We start from the raw sequence: 20,568 nt of genomic DNA on the forward strand, positions 1-20,568 counted from the left end.
GAAAAAGATGAAACGAATATTTCTACCTATAATACTAGTCTTGACCTTTTTCGGGTGTAGTTCAGAACTTGATCTGCTGCCATTGAATACGGTAACAGAACCTACCTTTTGGAAAACATCGGATGATGCCATAACCGGGGTAAACGGGGTCTACAACACTTTGGCCGATAATTATCAATACCGTGATTTCTTTATTCATTCCGACGCTATCACGAACAACGGCTATTCCCAATATACGTTCAACTCTTATCTCGAAATGAGTGACGGTAGCGGGTTTGATTCCAGCAGTTCAATACCAACACAAGTATGGAATAGATGTTACGAGGGCATTGTTAGGGCAAATAGAGTGATTACCAATATCCCTGATATCGAGATGGATACAAATCTAAAAAATCGAGTACTGGGCGAGAGCCGATTTTTACGAGCGTTATTCTATTCTACGCTAATAAATCTTTATGGGGATGTGCCTTTAATACTTGAAATTCAATCGATTGAAGAATCGTTGGTTTCAAGAACGGCAAAGAGCGAGATACTTGCCCAAATACTTGAAGACTTAGATTTTGCGGAAGCAAATCTACCTTCCAGCTATAGTAGTCAAGACATCGGAAGGGCAACTAAAGCTGCAGCCATTGGACTCAAGAGCAGGGTATATCTCTATAATCAACAGTATGGCGAGGCCATCAGTGAAGCCAATAAATTCGGAACCCTAGGTTATGATTTAGTACCGGCAGAACAGTTTTCAGATATGTTCTTACCTGTTTTAGAGAACGATAATAGCGAGTCTATTTTCGAGGTACAATTCTTAGGTCAAACAGGTGTCGCCAATGTGGGCAGCATGTTTAATCAAAATTCGGGCACGCTCAAAACATTCGGGTCAAGTGTCTTTTCGCCAGTTGAAGAATTCGTTGCTATTTTTGACGATGAAGACATTCGGCTTACGGCAACTGTTTTACGACCTGGCGATGTGTTCGGTGAAGAAATCTATGACGGTGTCAACTCGCCAACTACTTATGCATATAAGAAGTTCGTAACCCCTGACCCAACTGTCACAACAGATGGAGACGCCAATTTCGTAGTGCTTAGGTATGCAGAAATCTTACTAAATTTAGCCGAAGCACAGAATGAGCTGAACGGTCCTGATGGAGCATATGCACCCATAAATAGAATACGCAATAGGGCCGGACTCGACGATTTGTCAACCGGACTTACCAAAGAGCAAATGCGCGATGCAATAAAATTGGAACGCAGAAAAGAACTTGCTTTTGAGGGCCATCACTATTTCGATTTGCTACGCTACGGCGGCGATGACCTGAAAGAGGCAATGGAAAGTGTGACCAGCGTAATTGGCCATACCAGGGTATTTCAAGAACGGTTTACCTTATGGCCCATACCACAGCCCCAAATCAACATAAACCCTAATCTTGCACAGAATCCAGGTTGGTAAGAACCTAACTTAGGTATATTAAACTAAGTAATCATATACATACCCGCTCCTTAAATTCATAAGGAGCGGGTATTTTTTATTCCTCTACCCTCTCGAACGTATTTCACGTTTCATAAATATGAGATACGAAAACAAAAAGCACAGCAAGGTCAATGCCAATAAACCCGTAACCTGTGGCCATACTAATAAAATACTCTGCCCCAGAGGCAAACTGCCAGGAATCGCGCCTTGTATTTGCTCCATGGTCAACGGCCCTAAACTACGTACGGAAGGAACTAAAATAGCGGAAGTAATTTCATCGAACAGCTCATTTGGCATAATTTGAACCAAATAGAATTTCAGCTTTTTATATACGTATATAGCGTTTGGAGAGGCATATTGGGAGGGCTCGAAGCCCTTAAGGATAAGGTTTACAATTAAAGGATAAAAAATGGTAAAAAATAGCCATACCGCTATACCCGTCAATGCCGAGGTTGCCGATTGCTTAAAGCGGACCGAAAACAAAATTGATAAGTTCAACCAAAAAGAAATATAGACAATACTTAATAACGTATATACAATAATTCGCAAAAATTCTTCTGCCGTAGGAGGTATGCCAAGGGCTATCAACCCTGCACCCATAACCAAAAAACTCAAGGAAAAGAGCATCACACTTATGACGATGATTCCCGCCAGAAATTTAGCATTAAGTATATAGTCCCTAGGAACAGGTTGCGCCATAACACGGCTTAACGTACCACCGTTTTGTTCTGAACTAATGGCATCAAAGCCTAAACCAATTCCGAAAAGAGGCCCCAAGAAACCTACAAATACAAAAAACGAAGGTAAAGTACCGTCAGATTTGGTGAACAAGTTTAAAAAAAAGAACGCACTTTCAGAATTATTCGCCCCAAGTGTCTTCAAGCTATCTGATAAAGTTGAAAACAGGGTCCCCATACAAGCCAACAGAATAATCGCAAATAGAATAATGAAACGCCAATTTCGTATATGGTCAGCGATTTCCTTTTGCACCATTACTTGAAATGGACTTAAATGAAAGTCATTTTTAGTATTACTTTTTCGTAAAACAGAAAAAGGCTGAACCATAGTGGACCATTCGGGGAATTTCATTCCGGTAAGTTTTGATATTCCTGTTTTATACATTTTTTTGATCATGTTTTTTTTCCTCTTGAAAATATTGATGATAGATGTCGTCTAAACCATATTCCTTCTTGCTTAAATGATTGAGACCATATCCCGATTTCACTATTAGCCTTGATAATTCGGCAGTAACATCTTTTTCAGAAACCGCCACAAAACGTTTATCGCTTAACCCCACTTCGGCAACACCATCCAACTGGTTCATTTTTTTCACGACCTCATTTATAGGAATAACCACTTCTTCCAAATCTTTAGGCATTGAAGTAATTGCTCCTTCAATGGTAAAAGTATTTTTAGAAAACAATTGTTCTGCCAGAGAACTGATTTTTCCTTCGGCCAAGAGCTTGCCTTTTACGAAAAGGCCCACTCGGTCACAGACCTGTTGGATTTGATGTAAATGATGAGACGAGAATAGCACTGTAATTCCCTTTTTTCTACTCAATCGGACAATTAGTTGTAGAAAATTTTTAACGCCTTCTGGGTCGAGCCCCAAAGTAGGCTCATCAAGTATAATGACATCTGGGTTTTTTATCAGTACATCTGCCAAACCCAGTCGCTGACGCATTCCGCGGGAATAACTTATGACCTTCTTATCTTTCACATCCGATAAGCCAACTTCCGAAAGAATTTCCAAGGCGGCTTTTTTAGCGCTTTCAATAGGAATATTGTTCAAACGAGCTATATAAATAAGATTTTGCAAACCGGAATAGTCGTTGTAAAACCCGACATCCTCGGGTAAATACCCGACCCTTCTTTTTACTTCCAATGGGTACCTTGTGGTATCTATGCCGCATACTTTCACACTTCCTGAATCTACATCGGTAAGACCGAGCAGCATCAAAATAGTCGTAGACTTACCTGCACCATTGGGGCCCAATAAACCAAAAATTTCACCTTTTTCGATGGACAGTGACAGATTATCTACGGCCACATGATCGCCATACTTTTTGGTAAGCCCAACAATCTCTATACTTTTTTCCACCATTATTTTCTGCCGTATTTTTGAAATAGGTAATAGATTGCTCCCAATGTGCCTAAAATCACAACGATGCCCAACCACCCCCATAATAAAGGGGTCTTTACCAAAACTCTTATAGAAGCCGTGGAAGATATCTCAGGAGTTCGTGCGGTAATTTTTGATATATAATCACCGGGTATCGCCTTGTCGGCTGCCTTAATTGTGGCCTGCACCTGCGTACTCGCACCGGCCTTTATTAAAGGTATAGTGTCAGGTTCTATTGAAATCTCCCAATCCTTGGGCTTTGAGCTATTAAAAGTAACATTGCTCAATTCACCCGAACCCGTATTCATAACCATCAAATCCAACTTTTTTTCCCTACCGGATGTTATACTTGAACTTAATAGTCCGGTCGGAGTAGTTAATTCTAAATCATAAGATGCTGTTATTACTACTTCGAGTTCCAATTCGGCCGAACTATACTTGTTCGTTGCCCTTACAGGTATTTTATAAGCACCCGCTGCTACCTGAGATGGAGGTTTTACCTCGATCGTAATATTTGTTGTTTTGCCAGGTTCTATCTCGACAGCGGTAGCCTGTCTACCATTGGGTTTGAATGCGACATTCCAACCACGGGGCGCCTTGGCCAGCAATGAGTATACTTGTTTTTCCCCCGTATGATTCTTTAGCTTTGTAGAGAAATTGAAATTTGATTTTGAATGGCCTTCCATATTGATTTGATCGGAGGTAAACTCCGTTTTAAAAGTGCCTTGTTCAGAGACATCGATAACAAGGGGAAGTACATCGTAATTTCTACCAATAACTTTTAACCTGTATTTTCCTTTATCAACATTCAGGGGTACATTAATGGTTAAGGAAAGTGTTTTCTTCTCTCCAGGAAGAACAGCTATCCGATGAATGCTGTAGCCCCCAGCTTTTAAAGTATAATTCCAGTCTTCGGGCATCCCCGATAAAGTGATGTCGACATTCTTCAACTGGGCGCCATAGTTTTTCACATCTATGGCATAATCTATCGATTCACCGGGAGGGGCTGAAATATCGGTATATGGTGTGTATAACGTTATACCATTGCCTGCCTTGGCAACAGTTCCAAATAATAGTAAAAAGGTCAATAAAGACAGGAAATTTCTTAAATCATGTTTACCAGTTATCATAGAAAATCTTTTAGAGAATAAAAAAAGTAAGTTGGTTTATAAGGTTAATCTCAATATTTTTTAGGATAAAATATATTATCAAATCGCACGCTTGATAAAGCGTAATCGGGAGGTTTTTTTTGAATTTCAGCTGTATAACCAATTAATAGAAACGCTGCGAATAATTGTTTGATGTACTTTTTCATGATGCAATCAATCGATTTGATCTAAACGCAGGTTGAACGGATTTTTCCGGGTTGTTGACATTGTTCTTGTCAACAAGATGAACTTGCAAAATGCCGTTCTTGAACCGAACCGAATTTATTTTTTGATGTCGTTTGTCAGGAAGTCGAATTTCTAAATCGGTATCCCTTTCAGCCGTTTCCGCTGCAAATGAATTCCCGTAAAAACTATGGGCACTTTTAGGGTGCTTGATCTTAAGGTGTAACATGCCGTCTTGCACTCGAACACGGTGGTTGTCAGCCTTTAAAAAATTGGCAGAAAGACGAATATGAACTCCTGAATCGTCCACGTTCATCTGAAATTTCTTAAATCGCAATAGAGGAAAGCTATTTACGCTATGCCTATTATTCTTTCTTTTAATATTGATCAATGCTTCCATGGCTGTTTTTTTTAAATTATACTTTATGAATGGCAAGTATTCGTCTAAAGAAAAAGAGCGAAGAATGATTCGCGACACTAAAAAATATCTAGTACCAAAAAAGGTTATCTAGAAAAGAGGGGTTACTGGATAAACAACTTTTTAAATTCATCTGTAGAACTTGAACTCAAAAAATTTAATCCCGAAAAGTAACACAGTAAAAAATAATAAGAATAATATCGGAACGGATAGTAATTCCGAAATGGGCCCGCCTTTTATGCTATTTGGTAAGATTTTACCAGCTTTTTTCTCAATCGACCAAACAGAAAACGCGGGCAACAATCCGTTTTCTAATTCAATAAATTGCATAGTATGTTTGTAAAATTTGAGATAAAAATAAAAATTCAGGAAAATACTAAAAGTTAAAAAATGCAAAAATATTTGTTTCGGCTTTCTTTTTATCGCCAAAACTCCCTCTTAGATTGAATTTAGTACTACATCAATCAAAACTCTTAAGACACTGCGCCCAGTTACGCTCCCAGAGTTTGGTCTTGTGGTTGAAAAGAAGTATCCAACTCCTAAAAACTGAAAATGGTAAAATTATACTGTGGAAAAGAAAAACCTTAGGGGCAATTTTCAAATATGAAGCTCCAAGGTTTTCAGCAGAAATGAGTCCATTACGGCTCTATTTACTACCTGTGTTTCTTTAAATTCTTTGCTTCGTAATTCTGAATTGTTCTATTTCGTCAGAGGTAGTTGGCAGTTTATTACCCAATAATCGGCTGCCCTTCTCGGTTATTAGAAAGTCATCCTCTATACGGATGCCTCCCAAATCTATAAAGTCTTCCAATTTATCATAGTCCACAAACTCCTTAAACCTATTTTCGGTCTTTCTTAAAGCTATGAGTTCAGGAATAAAATAAATGCCAGGCTCAACCGTCAATACCATACCCTCTTCGAGCTCACGCCCTAATCGAAGAGATTTAAACCCAAAATCAGTTCGCTGTTTTAAGTCGTCGGTGTACCCAACGTATTGTTCCCCCAAATTCTCCATATCATGTACGTCGAGGCCTAACATATGTCCCAAACCACATTGAAAAAATAGGGTGTGCGCACCGGCTACCACAGCTTCTTCAGCATTACCTTTCATTATTCCTAAATCAATCAAACCTTCAACGATTTTTTGGCAGGCGGTAATATGCACATTTAAAAACAGGCATCCGGGTTTCAATTTGTCGACCGCAGCCCGATAGGCCGCATACACGATATCATAGATTTTCTTTTGTTTATCAGTAAACTTTTCAGCCACGGGAAAAGTCCTTGTCAAATCGCCCGCATAGCTAGAATACCCTTCAGCACCACAGTCACATAAGACCATAGCACCAGCTTTAAGTATGTTTTTGCGATAGTGGTTGTGGAGAATTTGCCCATTTACGGTCATAATGGTAGGAAACGAAGTGTTGTCGCCATTCGCAAGGGCAATTTGCTTTACCACCCCAAATAAATCGGCTTCCGTCATGCCGGGTTTTGCCAGTTCCATAGCCTTGTATTGCATTTCGACCGTGGTATTTACCGCTTTTTCTATCTCTATAACCTCTGCTATGGATTTTATAGAACGAAGCTTGACCACCCCTTTTATAAGTTCGGTGGAAGCTTTCTTCGGAATCTCCGAGACCGAAGTGCCCAGCAACAAAGAAAGTTTCAATATATGTTCAGATCTGTAAGGCGGGAGGTAATGTATTTGTGTATTATTCTTTGACTTATCTATATAATCCCCCAACACAGTTGAGGCCATTACAGTGGTTATGCCCACTTCAGCCGCTCTTTTCTTTAAGGATGTACTAGGACCTGAAAATACAATGTCATCAATCGATGGGTCATCACCAAAAATGATTTCTTCATTTCCGTCGATATCAATGATGGCATTCAAACCAGGAGACTGAAGCCCAAAAAAATAGACAAACGAACTGTCTTGTCTAAATGGGTATATATTGTCTTTAAAGTTTATTCCGACCTCATCATTTCCCAAGAAAAGAATCAATCCGCCACCTAAAGATTCCCTCAGTTTTTTTCTTCTTGTTATGTACTCTTCTTTTGAAAACATTATGGATAAAATTAAAATGGGAATAAATTGAGTTACGGATCAAAAATAAGATTGGAAATTGAACTATTATAACAAATCGAAAAAACTATCTGCCTCCGGCGGGTAAATTCTTTTTCCAGAAATTCTCCATAGTCTCCCTAAGATGATACGAAGTATTCTCCCTTTCATGTATCGAATGCGAACGCATGGGATAAGACATCATATTAAAAATTTTGTTGTTTTCTATCAATCGATCGACCAGCATTTCAAAACTTTGGTAATGCACATTATCGTCTGCCGTACCATGCATAACCATCAGGTTGCCCTGTAAATTTTGAGCGAAGTTAATAGGAGAACCATCATGGTATCCCTTAGGGTTATTCTTCAACAGCCCCATATATCGTTCTTGATAAGTTGCGTCGTACAATCGCTGATCAGACACAAAGGAAACGGCCAAGCCCGACTTATAAATTTCCGGATACTTGAACATGCAATTCAAGGTCATTTGACCGCCACCGCTCCATCCCCAAATTCCGACTCGGGAAGAATCTATAAAATCATAGGTACTTAGTATTTTCTTTGCGGCCTTACTCTGATCTTTAGATGCTAAAATTCCGATTTGGCCATAAATCGCATTTCTCCATTTTTTACCTCTTGGCGTTTTAGTACCCCGATTATCTACGCTCATTACAATATAGCCTTGCTGTGCCATATATTGATGGAACAAATCTCCCCCACTCCAATTGTCTTGAACAGTTGATCCTGCAGGTTCTCCATAAACATAGAATAAAAGCGGATACTTTTTAGAGGCATCAAAATCAACTGGTTTAATCATATAAGCATCGAGAACGTCTTCACCAATATCTACCTTGACAAATTCTTTTGGCTGTAGTTGTAACGCATCGAACTTTTGTTTCAACTCTTTATTATCCTCCAAAACTCTAATCTGTTTATGATTAGGGAGGCTAACGAGGGAATAAACTGGTGGAGTGATAGTGTTTTGAAAAACTTGAATTCCCCATTTGGCATTTTCTGAAATCTGATACGCGTTTTGACCGGAATTGGAGACGGGGGTAACACGCTCCGCTTCTCCTTTTCCATCAATACGGCTTCTGTACAAATAGCGTTGGGTAAAATTATCAGGGGATGCAATGTAATATACATAGCCGCCTTTTACATCGATACAATTGATGCTTATTGCATCAAAATTGCCTTTGGTGATCGGTTGTATTTCTTTACCATCCCGTGAAACTCGGTATAAATGGAGCCAGCCACTACGTTCGCTAGACCATGTGAAATACTTTTCATTATCCAACCAGCGAATATCATCATGAACATCTAAAAACGCCTCGTCTTTTTCAATTAAAATGTTGTTCAGGCCCATGGATTCAATATCCCCAATAAAAACCTTGTTCGTATTTTGTTCCCGATTCAGCTGTTGGATCATAACCTCGTTGGAATTTGGAACAAAGTCCATACGGGCCAAATAATTATTTCTGGGGTCTCCGGGAATATCGAACCACCGTGTTTCTCCACCTTTAGACGATATAACCCCCACTTTTACAGCAGAAAGTTGGGTGCCTACCTTAGGGTAAGGCATAGGTAATGGTTTCGAATAAATAGAATCTATATTATTAATCATGTAAAATGTACCGACCCCCTTGGTATCGGACTGCCAGTAAGCGATATGCTCCCCATCAGGACTCCAACGGAAACCATCGCGACAACTCAATTCTTCTTCATAAACCCAATCAAAAGTTCCGTTTATAATAGTATCGCCCCCATCTGATGTAATTTGATTAGTAGTTTTTGAATCTAAATCTTCAACGTAAATATTGAGTTCACTTACATAGCCTACTTTAGAAGCATCAGGTGAAAATTTTGCAAACATTAAAGTTGCAGAAGGCAACGTTTTACCTAATTGGGTCAGTGTTTTTTTCTCAAGGTCAAGCACCCAATAATCTCCACGGGTGTGATAGCGCCAAACCTTTTTAGTATTGGTAAAAATAAGTAATTTGCTATTATCATCAGACCACTGATAATTATAAATGACCAACGGTTTTGTGTCTTCGTTCGGTATAAGATCGGCCGCGGAAACGATAATCGTCCTTTTTCCCGATTTCGCATCGTATCTAACGATATCCTTTCCTCCCACTTGGGCATTTGACTCTAAGGTCGAATAGCCTTTGTTGTCTTTCATCCATCTGATCGGACCAAAACCTTTCTGACCAAAAGCATTGTTTTTATAGATATCTACTAAGGTCAATGTGCTTTTTTCTTGCGCGGTTCCAAGATTAACAAAAAACAAAATGGCTATTAGGCTAAACAAAATTCCTTTCTTCATAATTATAATCCTTTCAATACTAAAATATTCAAATTAGACTTTGATTCATCTGCGAAATCATCCTATGGATGTAAACTAAAAATCGCATCAATATTAATAAGTTAAAATGGGTTGTATGCTACACATATTAGCCAATCGCAATACTATCTTTTTCCTTTTCAATAACTACAGATACCATTTTATAAATACCAATAACGGGAAACTTAAATCTAACCTTTAGGTACTTATTTTAAAATTATTGCATAAACCTATTCTTGATGTTGGTTCGGTACTGGGATGGAGACATTCCGGTATTCTTTTTAAAATGTCTGTGAAAGTTAGATAGATTATTATAACCGCTACTATAGCAACAATCTGCAATTGAATAATCGATATTACGCATTAATTCACAAGCATTTTCTATTCTTACCTCGGTCAAGTATTGTGAAAATGTCTTTTGAGTCATGGTTTTAAAAAATCTACAGAAACCGGTTGGTGACATATGGGCTATCTCTGAAATTTGTTCGAGTGTAATCGTTTCTTTGTGGTTTCTTTTTATGAAATCAAAGATACTGCGGAGCTTTGGTTCATTCTTATCGATCTTACCTCCGAGATCAGCTTTTGTCGATAGCACTGAAATATTTTCATTTTTAGACACTTCATCGATAAATTTCAAGAACAGTAAAAACTTTTTTAACCCTAGGGCCATATTAATTCGTCGAATCTGTTGAACCAGATATTTGTGGTCTGTTTTAGAAACTTTAATTCCGTATTCCGAACATTCAATAATCTTATTTATTCGATAGGCCTCCGGAAGATTTTTTAAGGCATCTTTCACTTGCCTTTCATCAAAGAAAAAAGAAACCGTTCTTGAACGGCCGAATGCTTCATTTGCTTTGTCAATTTTCGAAGCTAGTAAGGGATTGGAGAGATTTCCCCCAAAAAAGAACAAATCGCCTTGACCAAAGGGTATGACTTTATCTAAAACAAATAATGAACCATTCCCTTCCAATATCAATGTTACCTGAAATTCGCTTTGAGGCCTAATCGAATCATAGGCTCTACCATCATTTGACTCCCCAAAACAAAGAATATCTTTTTGAGGAGGAGAATCGCAAAATTCAAGCATTTTCATAACGTTCTAAGATTTATATCAATTACTATTTATGATTTTTCCTATGCCAAAAATGTCGAAACACTATCTTTATACTGCGTAGGTGTCATGCCTATGACATTTTTAAATTGTCGATGAAAATTGGAGAGATTCGTAAATCCAGATTCAAAGCAAGTTTCCGTGGCGTTGTGGGCCCCTTCCCTTATTAATTCACATGCCCTTGCTACCCTTATCTCAATTATGAATTGGGAGAATGTCTTTTGGGTTCTTGATTTAAAAAATCGACAAAACGAGGATGGATTCATATTAAAGCGACCCGCAATATTGGATAAGGAGATTTTCTTAGAATGATTTGACTCGATAAAGTTGAAAATCTCTGTCATTTTTTGCGCACCATACTCATCAAACCGTAAGTTCTGAAATTCCGTGGTCGTAAGGGCGATGTGCCCAGTGCTCTCCGAAATGGCCTCAAGTATATAAAGCAGACCCAGAAGTTTATCAAAATCGTCTAAATGTCGAAATCGCTTCATTTTAGACAACAATCTTGCTGACTGTCGTTTATTCAATTTTAAACCGAGATCCGCACAACGCAGTAATTCATGAATAGGAGAAGATTCAGATATTTGATTTAAAAAGGCAACCAGCGCATCACCACTAAAAAAAATACTAAAATGATGCGCTCTTATTTTCTTGGCACCCGAATTACGTTTGCCTTCTTTTTTAAATACGTGGGGCAAATTTCTTCCAAACAAATAGGAATCACCTGGTTTAAAAGGATAAGAGTTCTGTCCGACAACCAGCGTTCCTCGTCCCTCAACGATGTGGGTAAGTTGGTATTCCTCATGAAAATGAACAGCATCATAGAAATGGGTGTCGTCGTGTTCTTCCATATACAAAGTTCTATCTCTATACAAGGGCACCTTGAATGCAATAGGATTTGTCATAACACTTTATAATATGTAGTTAAAAACCCTAATTTACAAAAAAAGCACTAACTTTAGATTATTCAATAAGCATAAATAAGCGAGAATAATTTAATTTGATTATTATTCCATTCTTTTTTATGATTAATATAAAATAAGAATAGGAAACTTTAATAATCCATATTATTAACCGTTTTCAATATTTTCTAAAATGAATGCGCAAGCAATCAACTTAAAATAGTTTCCATGAAATCATACCCCAGCATTTTCAACGATGTAATCGGCCCTGTAATGAGAGGTCCCTCAAGTTCGCATTGTGCTGCTGCATTAAGAATTGGGAGAATATGCAGAGACTTAATGAACGACGATATAAGTGAAGTATATATTGAGTTCGACCCAAATGGTTCGCTAGCCACGACACATTCTGGTCAAGGATCGGATATGGGGCTTTTTGGCGGTCTATTAGGATGGAATGCGGATGATGAACGCCTTAAAGACTATGAATTTCACATGCAACAAGCCGGCATTAAAGCCACCATTGACATTCATCCCATTGGCGCCACACATCCCAATACCTATAAAATCACACTAAAGAACAAAAATAAGAACCATCAAGTCATCGGCCTTTCTACCGGTGGCGGAATGATTGAAATCATTGAAATTGACCAAGTCCAAGTTTCCATGATTGGCGACTTTTACACCACCTTGGTATACGCAGACCATACTTATGATATTCTTGAAACCATTAAAAATTTAAATCTAGGGGAAGCCATACTCCCTAATGAGTCATCACCTTATATTCTTGTAAACTCGAAAGAAGAAGACCAGCAAAAATTGCTCAAAAAACTAGCACACAACAAAGACGTAAAAAGTGCTATAAGAATCTGCCCGGTTCTTCCCATCAAATCAAGAAAAGGCCTAAGTGTACCTTTTATTACGGTCGAAGAAATGCTGAAGTATAACGAAGGTAAAGATTTGAATTTATGGCAATTGGCCATTGCTTATGAAAAAGCTAGGGGCAATATTTCCTCACAGGAAGTAAAAGATAAGATGGGAGAAATCGTAGATATTATGCAAACCTCTATTACCCATGGACTCAACGGTACACATTATAAGGACAGAATACTAGGAAGCCAATCCCTTTTATTCAAAAAGAACATGAAAGAAAAGAAGCTAGTTCCTGGTGACGTTCTTAACAACTCCATCATGTATACTTCGGCTATGATGGAAGTAAAAAGCTCTATGGGCGTAATCGTAGCAGCACCAACGGCCGGATCTTGTGGCGCATTACCGGGCACTATAATTGGCACCGCAACAACCCTCGGATTGACAAGGGAAAAAATGGTACAAGCGATGCTGGCCGCAGGCTTAATTGGTGTTTTCATCACTGCCCATGCCACTTTTTCCGCAGAGGTTGGTGGCTGTATGGGCGAATGTGGTTCAGCTTCGGGCATGGCAGCTTCAGGGGTGGTCGTATTAAAAGACGGAACACTCCAGCAATCATTAGCCGCCGCATCAATGGCACTACAAAGTTCTTTGGGACTTATATGCGACACCGTTGCTGACAGAGTCGAAGCACCTTGTTTGAACCGGAATGTCATGGCGGCTTCCACTGCCATATCCTCAGCAAACATGGCATTATCAGATTATGACCAAGTAATCCCCTTGGATGAAGTTATTGAAACCATGAAAAAGGTTGGTGATGCCATACCCCATACGCTAAGATGTACAGGACTCGGTGGCCTGGCGATAACCAAAACGGCAAAAGCCATTGAAGCAAGACTTAACAAAAACAAAGCTGACACAAAGTTGGGTCCATTCAAGTATTGTTAATTCAGTAAAATAAGGTATTGACGTCATCATAGGACCCTAACCAATCTCGAATAAGTAACAAGGCATTGAGACAACCTTAATCATCTGACATTTTCCCCATACTAGAAAAAAATAAAGAATCCAGCCCTTTCCAAATTCAAGAAGGCAATCTTGAACCTAAGCTTGCCATTCCTAATTAATAGCATGAGTATTATGCAATATTAAACACATATTACTAACATAATAGCCAGATCAAAAAAGAATCACATTACTTCCCTTAAAAATTACAACCTTCTTACTATCAATTATTTAAATCAATTTAAGTACGAATAACAAGCGTCTACTGTTCTAATATTTTGTTAAAATAGTACATTCAATGGACAATATAGTCACATTTATTACCTCAAGTTTATCTTAATTTTATGGTATTATTAAACTTATATTAATAATCTATGAAAACCATTTTAAAAACAGTTTTGACCAAACGTATTTTCCTCTTTGGAATTTATCTTTTAACTACCGGAGCACTGGTCGCCCAAAATCAAACGATTTCCGGAACCGTAACCGATGAAACAGGCATCCCTTTACTGGGAGTCACGGTACTCAACGAAAATTCGAATGAGGGAGCTATCACCGATTTTGACGGTAAATACAGTATTCAAGCAATCGAAAACGCCAACTTGACCTTCAGTTATATCGGCTATTCGGAACAAACCATTGCTATCGGATCTAGAACAACTATTGATATAGCCATGCAACCTGACGTACAATCCCTAGATGAAGTCGTGGTTACTGCGCTTGGTATCACAAGAGAGAAAAAAGCTCTTGGATACGCGGTGCAAGAACTGTCTGGAGATGACATAAAAAACACATCGGAAACCAATGTTATTAATGCCTTGGCAGGAAAATCGGCCGGGGTTTTGATAAATAGTTCCAATGGTAATGTAGGGGCCTCTTCCCGAATAACCATTCGTGGCAACCAATCGCTTACGGGCAATAACCAACCACTTTTTGTTGTAGATGGTATTCCTATCGACAATTCCATTGTCTCCAGTACAAGGGGAGGATATGATTTTACGGATATGGGCAACGGTGCAGCAGATATTAATCCCTCCGATATTGCGGAAATGACAATCCTAAAAGGAGGAAATGCCGCCGCACTTTACGGCTCAAGAGGGGCTAACGGCGTTGTTTTGATTACCACAAAATCGGGGAAAGGAAAAGGTTTTTCCGTATCCTTGGAAAATTCCATAACCCTTAGTAATCCATTTTTACTTCCCGATTATCAAAATGAATATGGGCAAGGTGGTGGACAACAATATTGGTATAAAGACGGCCTTAATGGAGGAAGCAATGATGGCGTAGATGAAAGTTTTGGTCCGCGTTTGGATTACACGGTCCAAGCCGGTGATATTGCCCCAGGCGGTAAATTGTATTGGGCAATAGAAGCTGGTTTTCCTCAAACTCCGGGAGAAATCTTAACGCTACCTCAATTTGATTCTCCAGTTGACCCTGTAACAGGGGAGCGTACTGCAACTCCTTGGATATCCCAGCCAAACAACATAAAAAACTTTTATGAAACAGGAATCACCCGAGTTACCAATGTCGCTTTAAGCAATGGGGGTGATTGGGGCAATATGCGACTTTCTATAACGAACTCTGACCAAACAGGTATGGTACCCAATACCAATCAGGTCAAGAATACCATTAATTTTTCCGGCAATACAAATTTAACCGATAAGCTTTCCTTTGAAGCCAAAGGTTCCTATATCAATTCCAACGGAAATTTGAATGGCGCAGGTTACACCTTTAACAACATAGGGATGCAAACCATTTGGACGGCAAGACAGGTAAATTGGGACTATATGAAAAACAATATAGAAAATCCCGATGGTACTCAAATAAGCTGGATCAACAGATGGCATAACAATCCATATTGGATACAGTACAAAAACCTGAATCCCCAGTCTAAAAATAGACTTATTGGATCTACCTCCCTTAAATATCAATTTAACGATTGGCTAAGCCTGACATCAAGGGCGGGTATCGATTACTCCAATGAACAAGTTGAACTTATCAGGGCCTATTATGGCAATAATGACCCTGAAGGAAGATATGCAGTAAGCAACTACTTTAGACAAGAAATAAATGCAGACATATTACTTTCCGCAGTTAAGAACATCACAGACGATTTATCACTAACAGCCAACGTGGGTGCAAATATTATGAACAATCAATATCGACTACAAACTTCATCTGTTGATAGATTGGTTGTTCCCGATATATACTCTTTGTCCAATGCAAAGGAAACACCGACAACCACCTTTTATCAGAGGGAAAAGGAAATTCAAAGCATGTACGCATCCCTTTCTTTGGGCTACAAGAGACAAGTATATTTAGATTTAACGGGAAGAAATGATTGGTCTTCGACATTAGCCAAGAAGAACAACTCTTACTTCTACCCTTCGGCGACTGGGAGTTGGATTTTTTCCGAAACCTTTAAAGCAAATCGGAACCTGCTCAGTTTTGGAAAATTACGCTTGAGTATAGCCCAGGTCGGTAATGATACCGACCCCTATAGACTTGATGCAACCTATTCCGCAGCAACACCCTACGGCAACAACCCATCGTTTAGTCTAAGTACGGCTATGCCCCCCGCCGATTTGGTAAATGAACTGGTTACCTCCAAAGAACTTGGTCTAGACCTTAAGTTTTTTAACAATAGACTTGGAATAGATGTAACCCTCTATAACTCGGTTGCAAAAAATCAAATATTAAGTGCACCTGTCTCCCCTACTTCAGGGTTTAATACCCAAGTGATCAATGCCGGCCAAGTCGACAATGAGGGAGTTGAAATCATCTTGACCGGAACTCCGATTCAGACCAACAATTTTTCTTGGGACGTTACCGCGAATTACGGTAAAAACACCAGTAAAATCATTGCCCTTAATGGAGACATACAAAGACTGGAACTTTTTAAAACAGAAGGAAACCAAATAAATGTTGTAGCTGACGTCGGCGGTTCTTATGGCGATATGTGGGGAAAAGGCTATGTTTATCATGAAAACGGGAAACCAATTGTGGATGCCAGTGGTGTACCACTGACCAGTGATATAAAAAAACTGGGGAACCTTATGCCCGACTGGATAGGAGGACTTAACAATTCATTCAGTTATAAGAATATAAATCTAAGTGTATTAATAGATGCCAAAATAGGCGGTGATATATATTCAAGGACCAATCAAGATGGTTGGGCTACAGGAGCTCTAACCAGTACTGTTGGGCTAAACCCGAATGGTGTAGACGTTAGAGACCCATTGGCAGATGGGGGAGGATATCTTTTTGACGGGGTATTCGAAGACGGCACTCCGAATAACATTTACCAAGACTTGGATGGTTTTAGATGGAATTCTTTTGCCAGAGCGGAACGATGGTTATATGATGCTTCCTATGTGAAACTACGCCAGATCACCATTTCTTATTCACTTCCAAAAACCCTCACCTCTAAAATTGGGCTTAGTGCAATAGACCTTTCCCTTTTCGCTAGGAACATCGCCTTGTTATACAGCAAGAACGAAAATTTTGACCCAGAAGTAGCGAACAAAGATGCTAGTTTATCGTCTCAGGGATCGGAATTTGCGTCCAATCCATCGGCAAGAAACATAGGACTTCGGGCTAAAATTACTTTCTAAAAAACAAATCTATTCATTGAAATCTTAAATTAAACGTGAGATGAACATACATATAAAATTACTATCTGCAATTATTCTGAGTTCTTTGACATACGGCTGTACGGATGATTTTGAAGAAATGAACACCAGTCCGAACGACCTGACTTCCGTGCCTTATAAAACATTGATAACCGATGCGGAAATCAGCATAGTAAAGGCCTATAACCCGGTCCTTAACTTTGAGGTAAGTTGGGCAAGGTACAATGTACGTGACGTATACGTACAAAACGACCGATATGAGCAAACGGGCAGTGGAACAAATTTCAATGTGTACAGTGGACACCTAAAGAATTTACAGGCGGCCATTGAACTTGCTGCGGAAGCCGAGGACAATAATGCAATAGCCGTAGCCCAAATAATGAAAGCCTATGCCTTTCAAAATATGACCGACTGGTATGGAGACATTCCCTACTCGGAAGCACTTATGGCCGACGACTCCGAAAACCCCAACATATACCCTAAATATGATTCGCAGCAAAGTATTTACACAGATATTATTGCGCAGTTAAAGGCAGCCAATACGATGATTGACACTTCTGAAAGTATGGGTACGGCAGATGTTATATTCGATGGCGACATGACGATGTGGAAAAAATTCGCCAACTCCCTATTATTGCGTGTTTATATGCGAATGTCCCTCATAGACCCTACAACTGCCCAAACCGGTATTGAAGAGATTATGGCCGACCCCAGTACTTATCCCATAATCGATTCAAACGAAAGTGCAGCCTTCAAGTATTGGCTTCCAGAGGATGCTACCTATCGTAGCCCCTATTATATGGATCCTACGCAAGCCGCTAAACAAGAGAACGTAACCTCGGCATATATGGTAGATTTCTTAAAAACAAGAAATGATTTAGCTAGGCTCGCAGTATATGCCGAACCTGCCGACACTAGTGGCGAATATGTAGGCCTACCACTAGGCACCCTAGGTCAGAATACCCCCGATTTATCTATTATGGGCGTGGCCGAATTTCGTTCCACCGATTCTCCCACGAGAATTATGAGGTATTCCGAAGTACTATTTATTCTTGCTGAAGCTGCCTTAAATGGTTGGAATGTCGGAATTACGGCACAAGATGCCTACGAAGCCGCCATCACTGCAAGTTTTGAAGAGTATGGTTTAGAAGTTGGAACTTATCTCTCCGAAGCGCTTGTTGATTTCAATGGAGGAATTGATCAGCGTGAATTAATAGGCGAACAAAAATGGTGCGCCCTATACCCTGACGGCAACCAAGGGTGGGCTGAAGTTCGCCGCACTGGTTTTCCTGTCTATGTTGCTACCACGGAACCCGTGGAATCTCTGTACCCAGGAAATGGCACAATACTCAGAAAACCTTACCCTTATGCTGAGGCTATATCGAATCCGGAAGGATTTAATGCGGCCATAAGTGCACAACCAGGAATCATAGAGGAAAAATTTGGTGCAGGTGTTTGGTGGGATGTTAACTAGTATACTTAAGAATATATGTAGTCACAGTTTGATATATTAGAAAAGAGAATTGTTTGTTAAAGTGAGTTGAGTTAGTTACTAAGAGTAGCAGCAGATTTTTTTCTCTGCTACTCTTTTTCAATTAGCAGATAATCATATTACGGTGCTTAAAAATTTTCAGATAACAAATCCTTACTAATGAAGTTTAATAAATTTATACCTTTAATATTATCTATTGGACTGGTTGTATTGTGGATCAATAGCGTTTCCTTTAAAAGGAATGAACAAAAAAATCATATTAAGAGGAAACCCAACATTATCTTTCTCTTAAGTGATGATCAAAGGGATAATACTTTTGGCGCCATGGGTCACCCCGTGTTAAAAACACCTAATGCGGATAAATTGATAAAAGAGGGGGTCAGATTTAAAAACACCTATATTGCCGCCCCAGTTTGCTGTCCCAGTAGAGTTTCTTTCTTCACCGGAATGTATGAACGGGTGCATGGTGTTGGCTTTTCCACTAAGTTCCAATTGACGGAAGACCAATGGATGCAAACATATCCCCAACTCCTTAGGTCAAATGGATACTATTCTGGGTTTGTTGGTAAGTTCGGGGTTGAATATTACACGTTTAAGGGTAAAGCTTCCGAAAAATTTGACTATTGGAGCGCTCATGACGGATGGGCGGAATTTTGGCCAAAAGAACTTGAGAACTGTAGGGATTATGTCGATTCTAAAGAAGATATTATCACGCCTATTATGGGTGAGAAAATTGGGGAATTCCTCGACAAAATTCCTACGGACCAACCCTTCAGCCTATCGGTCAGTTTTTCGGTTCCACACGGTAGCCAAATAGTTTCCATGTACCCGGATAATGAATTAGCCGCAAAAGGTAGGATTCCGGCAAATGAGTACCCAAAATTAAAGGGTATACCTTTTTATGACACCATGTATAGGGATAAGAAAATAACTATTCCCGCTGAAACAGGTACAGATCCCTATGTAAACATTCCCAAAAGAATGTTGGACCAAAGTAAAGGAAGGGCCACGGGCACCTATATTTACGATTATAGCAGAGAATCCTGTAAGGAACATTATATACGATATTATCAGCAAATATCGGGGATGGATAAGGTAATCGGGGATTTGATGAAATCCTTGAAAAAAAAGGGTTTGAGCGATAACACCATTATTATTTTTGCAAGCGATCATGGGCTTTTAATGGGAGAATATGGAATGTCTGGAAAAGCACTTCTGTACGATATGGTAGAGAAGATACCCTGTTTTATATATGACCCTAGGCTACCCAAAAATAAGAAGGGAATTACAGTCGATAATTTGGTTTCCAGTCTTGATATTACCTCTACAATACTCGACTATGCCGGAATAGAACCTCCTGCCAACATGCAGGGAAAAAGTCTTGTACCATTAATAAATGGCGAAGAAAAGGAATGGAGAAATGAACTTTTTCTTGAAAGCCTATTTACTGGCAGGGACACTCCTTTTAGCGAAGGTATAAGAATGGGCGATTGGAAATATATAAGAATGTATGGACACCATGAATGGAGTTGGGAGGAGCAAGATGTGGATTTTAAAAGCAAAAAACCAGAATTTGAACAACTGTTCAATTTAAAGAACGACCCACGGGAAATGCACAATTTGATAAGTGAATACGACGGCTCCAAAATTCTAAGTGAATTAAGAAATAAAACAGCAAATTATTCGGAAGAAAAGAATCTGGAAAGGAAGAGGTACATCCAATCTAACCCGTCAGCTATAAAGGCTAGATAGAAGTTCCTATTAATAATCTTTCATATTGGCCAGAATAAGACCCATATAATCTAGTTATTTCT

Annotated in this window: 13 protein-coding genes; 5 read left to right on the forward strand and 8 right to left on the reverse strand. The window is 39.2% G+C overall.

The annotated features are described in order from the left end of the window. Positions 1-7 precede the first annotated feature (7 nt). Positions 8-1,444, forward strand: a complete 1,437-nt coding sequence (locus BLS33_RS04885) for a RagB/SusD family nutrient uptake outer membrane protein (RefSeq protein ID WP_176801324.1) — start codon at positions 8-10, stop codon at positions 1,442-1,444. Positions 1,445-1,528: 84 nt separating this feature from the next. Here the strand turns inward: BLS33_RS04885 and BLS33_RS04890 are convergent, their stop codons facing one another. From BLS33_RS04890 to BLS33_RS04930, 8 genes are all read right to left on the reverse strand, one after another. After that, on the reverse strand, positions 1,529-2,587 hold the full coding sequence (locus tag BLS33_RS04890; RefSeq protein WP_218129528.1) for an ABC transporter permease: 1,059 nt from the start codon (positions 2,585-2,587) through the stop codon (positions 1,529-1,531). Next, on the reverse strand, positions 2,580-3,569 hold the full coding sequence (locus BLS33_RS04895) for an ABC transporter ATP-binding protein (RefSeq protein ID WP_218129529.1): 990 nt from the start codon (positions 3,567-3,569) through the stop codon (positions 2,580-2,582). Before BLS33_RS04895 ends, BLS33_RS04890 begins: the two co-directional genes overlap by 8 nt. Beyond that, on the reverse strand, positions 3,569-4,717 hold the full coding sequence (locus tag BLS33_RS04900) for a COG1470 family protein (protein ID WP_089885970.1): 1,149 nt from the start codon (positions 4,715-4,717) through the stop codon (positions 3,569-3,571). The genes BLS33_RS04895 and BLS33_RS04900 overlap by 1 nt, the downstream gene beginning before the upstream one ends. 181 nt (positions 4,718-4,898) lie before the next feature. After that, complete coding sequence (locus tag BLS33_RS04905; RefSeq protein WP_089885974.1) at positions 4,899-5,318, reverse strand: Hsp20/alpha crystallin family protein; 420 nt, start codon at positions 5,316-5,318, stop codon at positions 4,899-4,901. Between the two features lie 685 nt (positions 5,319-6,003). Further along, positions 6,004-7,401 carry an aminopeptidase P family protein gene (locus BLS33_RS04915; protein ID WP_089885982.1) on the reverse strand — a complete coding sequence of 466 codons (1,398 nt, stop codon included), beginning with the start codon at positions 7,399-7,401 and terminating at the stop codon, positions 6,004-6,006. 85 nt (positions 7,402-7,486) lie between these two features. Beyond that, positions 7,487-9,724, reverse strand: coding sequence for a S9 family peptidase (locus BLS33_RS04920; RefSeq protein WP_089885986.1), 2,238 nt, complete (start codon positions 9,722-9,724; stop codon positions 7,487-7,489). A 235-nt stretch (positions 9,725-9,959) separates the two neighbouring features. Continuing rightward, positions 9,960-10,838 (reverse strand): AraC family transcriptional regulator, encoded by an 879-nt coding sequence (locus tag BLS33_RS04925; RefSeq protein WP_089885989.1) that lies wholly within the window; start codon positions 10,836-10,838, stop codon positions 9,960-9,962. Between the two features lie 41 nt (positions 10,839-10,879). Next, positions 10,880-11,761, reverse strand: a complete 882-nt coding sequence (locus BLS33_RS04930; RefSeq protein ID WP_089885992.1) for an AraC family transcriptional regulator — start codon at positions 11,759-11,761, stop codon at positions 10,880-10,882. Positions 11,762-11,986: 225 nt separating this feature from the next. Between BLS33_RS04930 and BLS33_RS04935 the strand changes: the two genes are divergently transcribed. From BLS33_RS04935 to BLS33_RS04950, 4 genes are all read left to right on the forward strand, one after another. Next, positions 11,987-13,573: an L-serine ammonia-lyase, iron-sulfur-dependent, subunit alpha gene (locus BLS33_RS04935; RefSeq protein WP_089885995.1), complete on the forward strand. Its 1,587-nt coding sequence runs from the start codon at positions 11,987-11,989 to the stop codon at positions 13,571-13,573. A gap of 431 nt (positions 13,574-14,004) precedes the next feature. Next, entirely contained in the window at positions 14,005-17,244 is a 3,240-nt protein-coding gene (locus BLS33_RS04940) for a SusC/RagA family TonB-linked outer membrane protein (protein ID WP_089885998.1), read from the forward strand. Between the two features lie 40 nt (positions 17,245-17,284). Further along, the gene (locus BLS33_RS04945) at positions 17,285-18,736 is read left to right on the forward strand and encodes a SusD/RagB family nutrient-binding outer membrane lipoprotein (protein ID WP_089886001.1); all 1,452 of its coding nucleotides are present in this window, start codon (positions 17,285-17,287) and stop codon (positions 18,734-18,736) included. Between the two features lie 177 nt (positions 18,737-18,913). Continuing rightward, on the forward strand, positions 18,914-20,506 hold the full coding sequence (locus BLS33_RS04950) for a sulfatase-like hydrolase/transferase (protein WP_089886004.1): 1,593 nt from the start codon (positions 18,914-18,916) through the stop codon (positions 20,504-20,506). Positions 20,507-20,568 lie beyond the last annotated feature (62 nt).

This window comes from Kriegella aquimaris (assembly GCF_900103215.1).
Lineage (GTDB): Bacteria > Bacteroidota > Bacteroidia > Flavobacteriales > Flavobacteriaceae > Kriegella > Kriegella aquimaris.

What these genes read in the sequence shown, in the direction of transcription:
- BLS33_RS04885 (WP_176801324.1), top strand. Translation starts at nt 8, where the DNA reads ATGAAACGAATATTTCTACCTATAATACTAGTCTTGACCTTTTTCGGG.
- BLS33_RS04890 (WP_218129528.1), bottom strand. Translation starts at nt 2,587, where the DNA reads ATGTATAAAACAGGAATATCAAAACTTACCGGAATGAAATTCCCCGAA.
- BLS33_RS04895 (WP_218129529.1), bottom strand. Translation starts at nt 3,569, where the DNA reads ATGGTGGAAAAAAGTATAGAGATTGTTGGGCTTACCAAAAAGTATGGC.
- BLS33_RS04900 (WP_089885970.1), bottom strand. Translation starts at nt 4,717, where the DNA reads ATGATAACTGGTAAACATGATTTAAGAAATTTCCTGTCTTTATTGACC.
- BLS33_RS04905 (WP_089885974.1), bottom strand. Translation starts at nt 5,318, where the DNA reads ATGGAAGCATTGATCAATATTAAAAGAAAGAATAATAGGCATAGCGTA.
- BLS33_RS04915 (WP_089885982.1), bottom strand. Translation starts at nt 7,401, where the DNA reads ATGTTTTCAAAAGAAGAGTACATAACAAGAAGAAAAAAACTGAGGGAA.
- BLS33_RS04920 (WP_089885986.1), bottom strand. Translation starts at nt 9,724, where the DNA reads ATGAAGAAAGGAATTTTGTTTAGCCTAATAGCCATTTTGTTTTTTGTT.
- BLS33_RS04925 (WP_089885989.1), bottom strand. Translation starts at nt 10,838, where the DNA reads ATGAAAATGCTTGAATTTTGCGATTCTCCTCCTCAAAAAGATATTCTT.
- BLS33_RS04930 (WP_089885992.1), bottom strand. Translation starts at nt 11,761, where the DNA reads ATGACAAATCCTATTGCATTCAAGGTGCCCTTGTATAGAGATAGAACT.
- BLS33_RS04935 (WP_089885995.1), top strand. Translation starts at nt 11,987, where the DNA reads ATGAAATCATACCCCAGCATTTTCAACGATGTAATCGGCCCTGTAATG.
- BLS33_RS04940 (WP_089885998.1), top strand. Translation starts at nt 14,005, where the DNA reads ATGAAAACCATTTTAAAAACAGTTTTGACCAAACGTATTTTCCTCTTT.
- BLS33_RS04945 (WP_089886001.1), top strand. Translation starts at nt 17,285, where the DNA reads ATGAACATACATATAAAATTACTATCTGCAATTATTCTGAGTTCTTTG.
- BLS33_RS04950 (WP_089886004.1), top strand. Translation starts at nt 18,914, where the DNA reads ATGAAGTTTAATAAATTTATACCTTTAATATTATCTATTGGACTGGTT.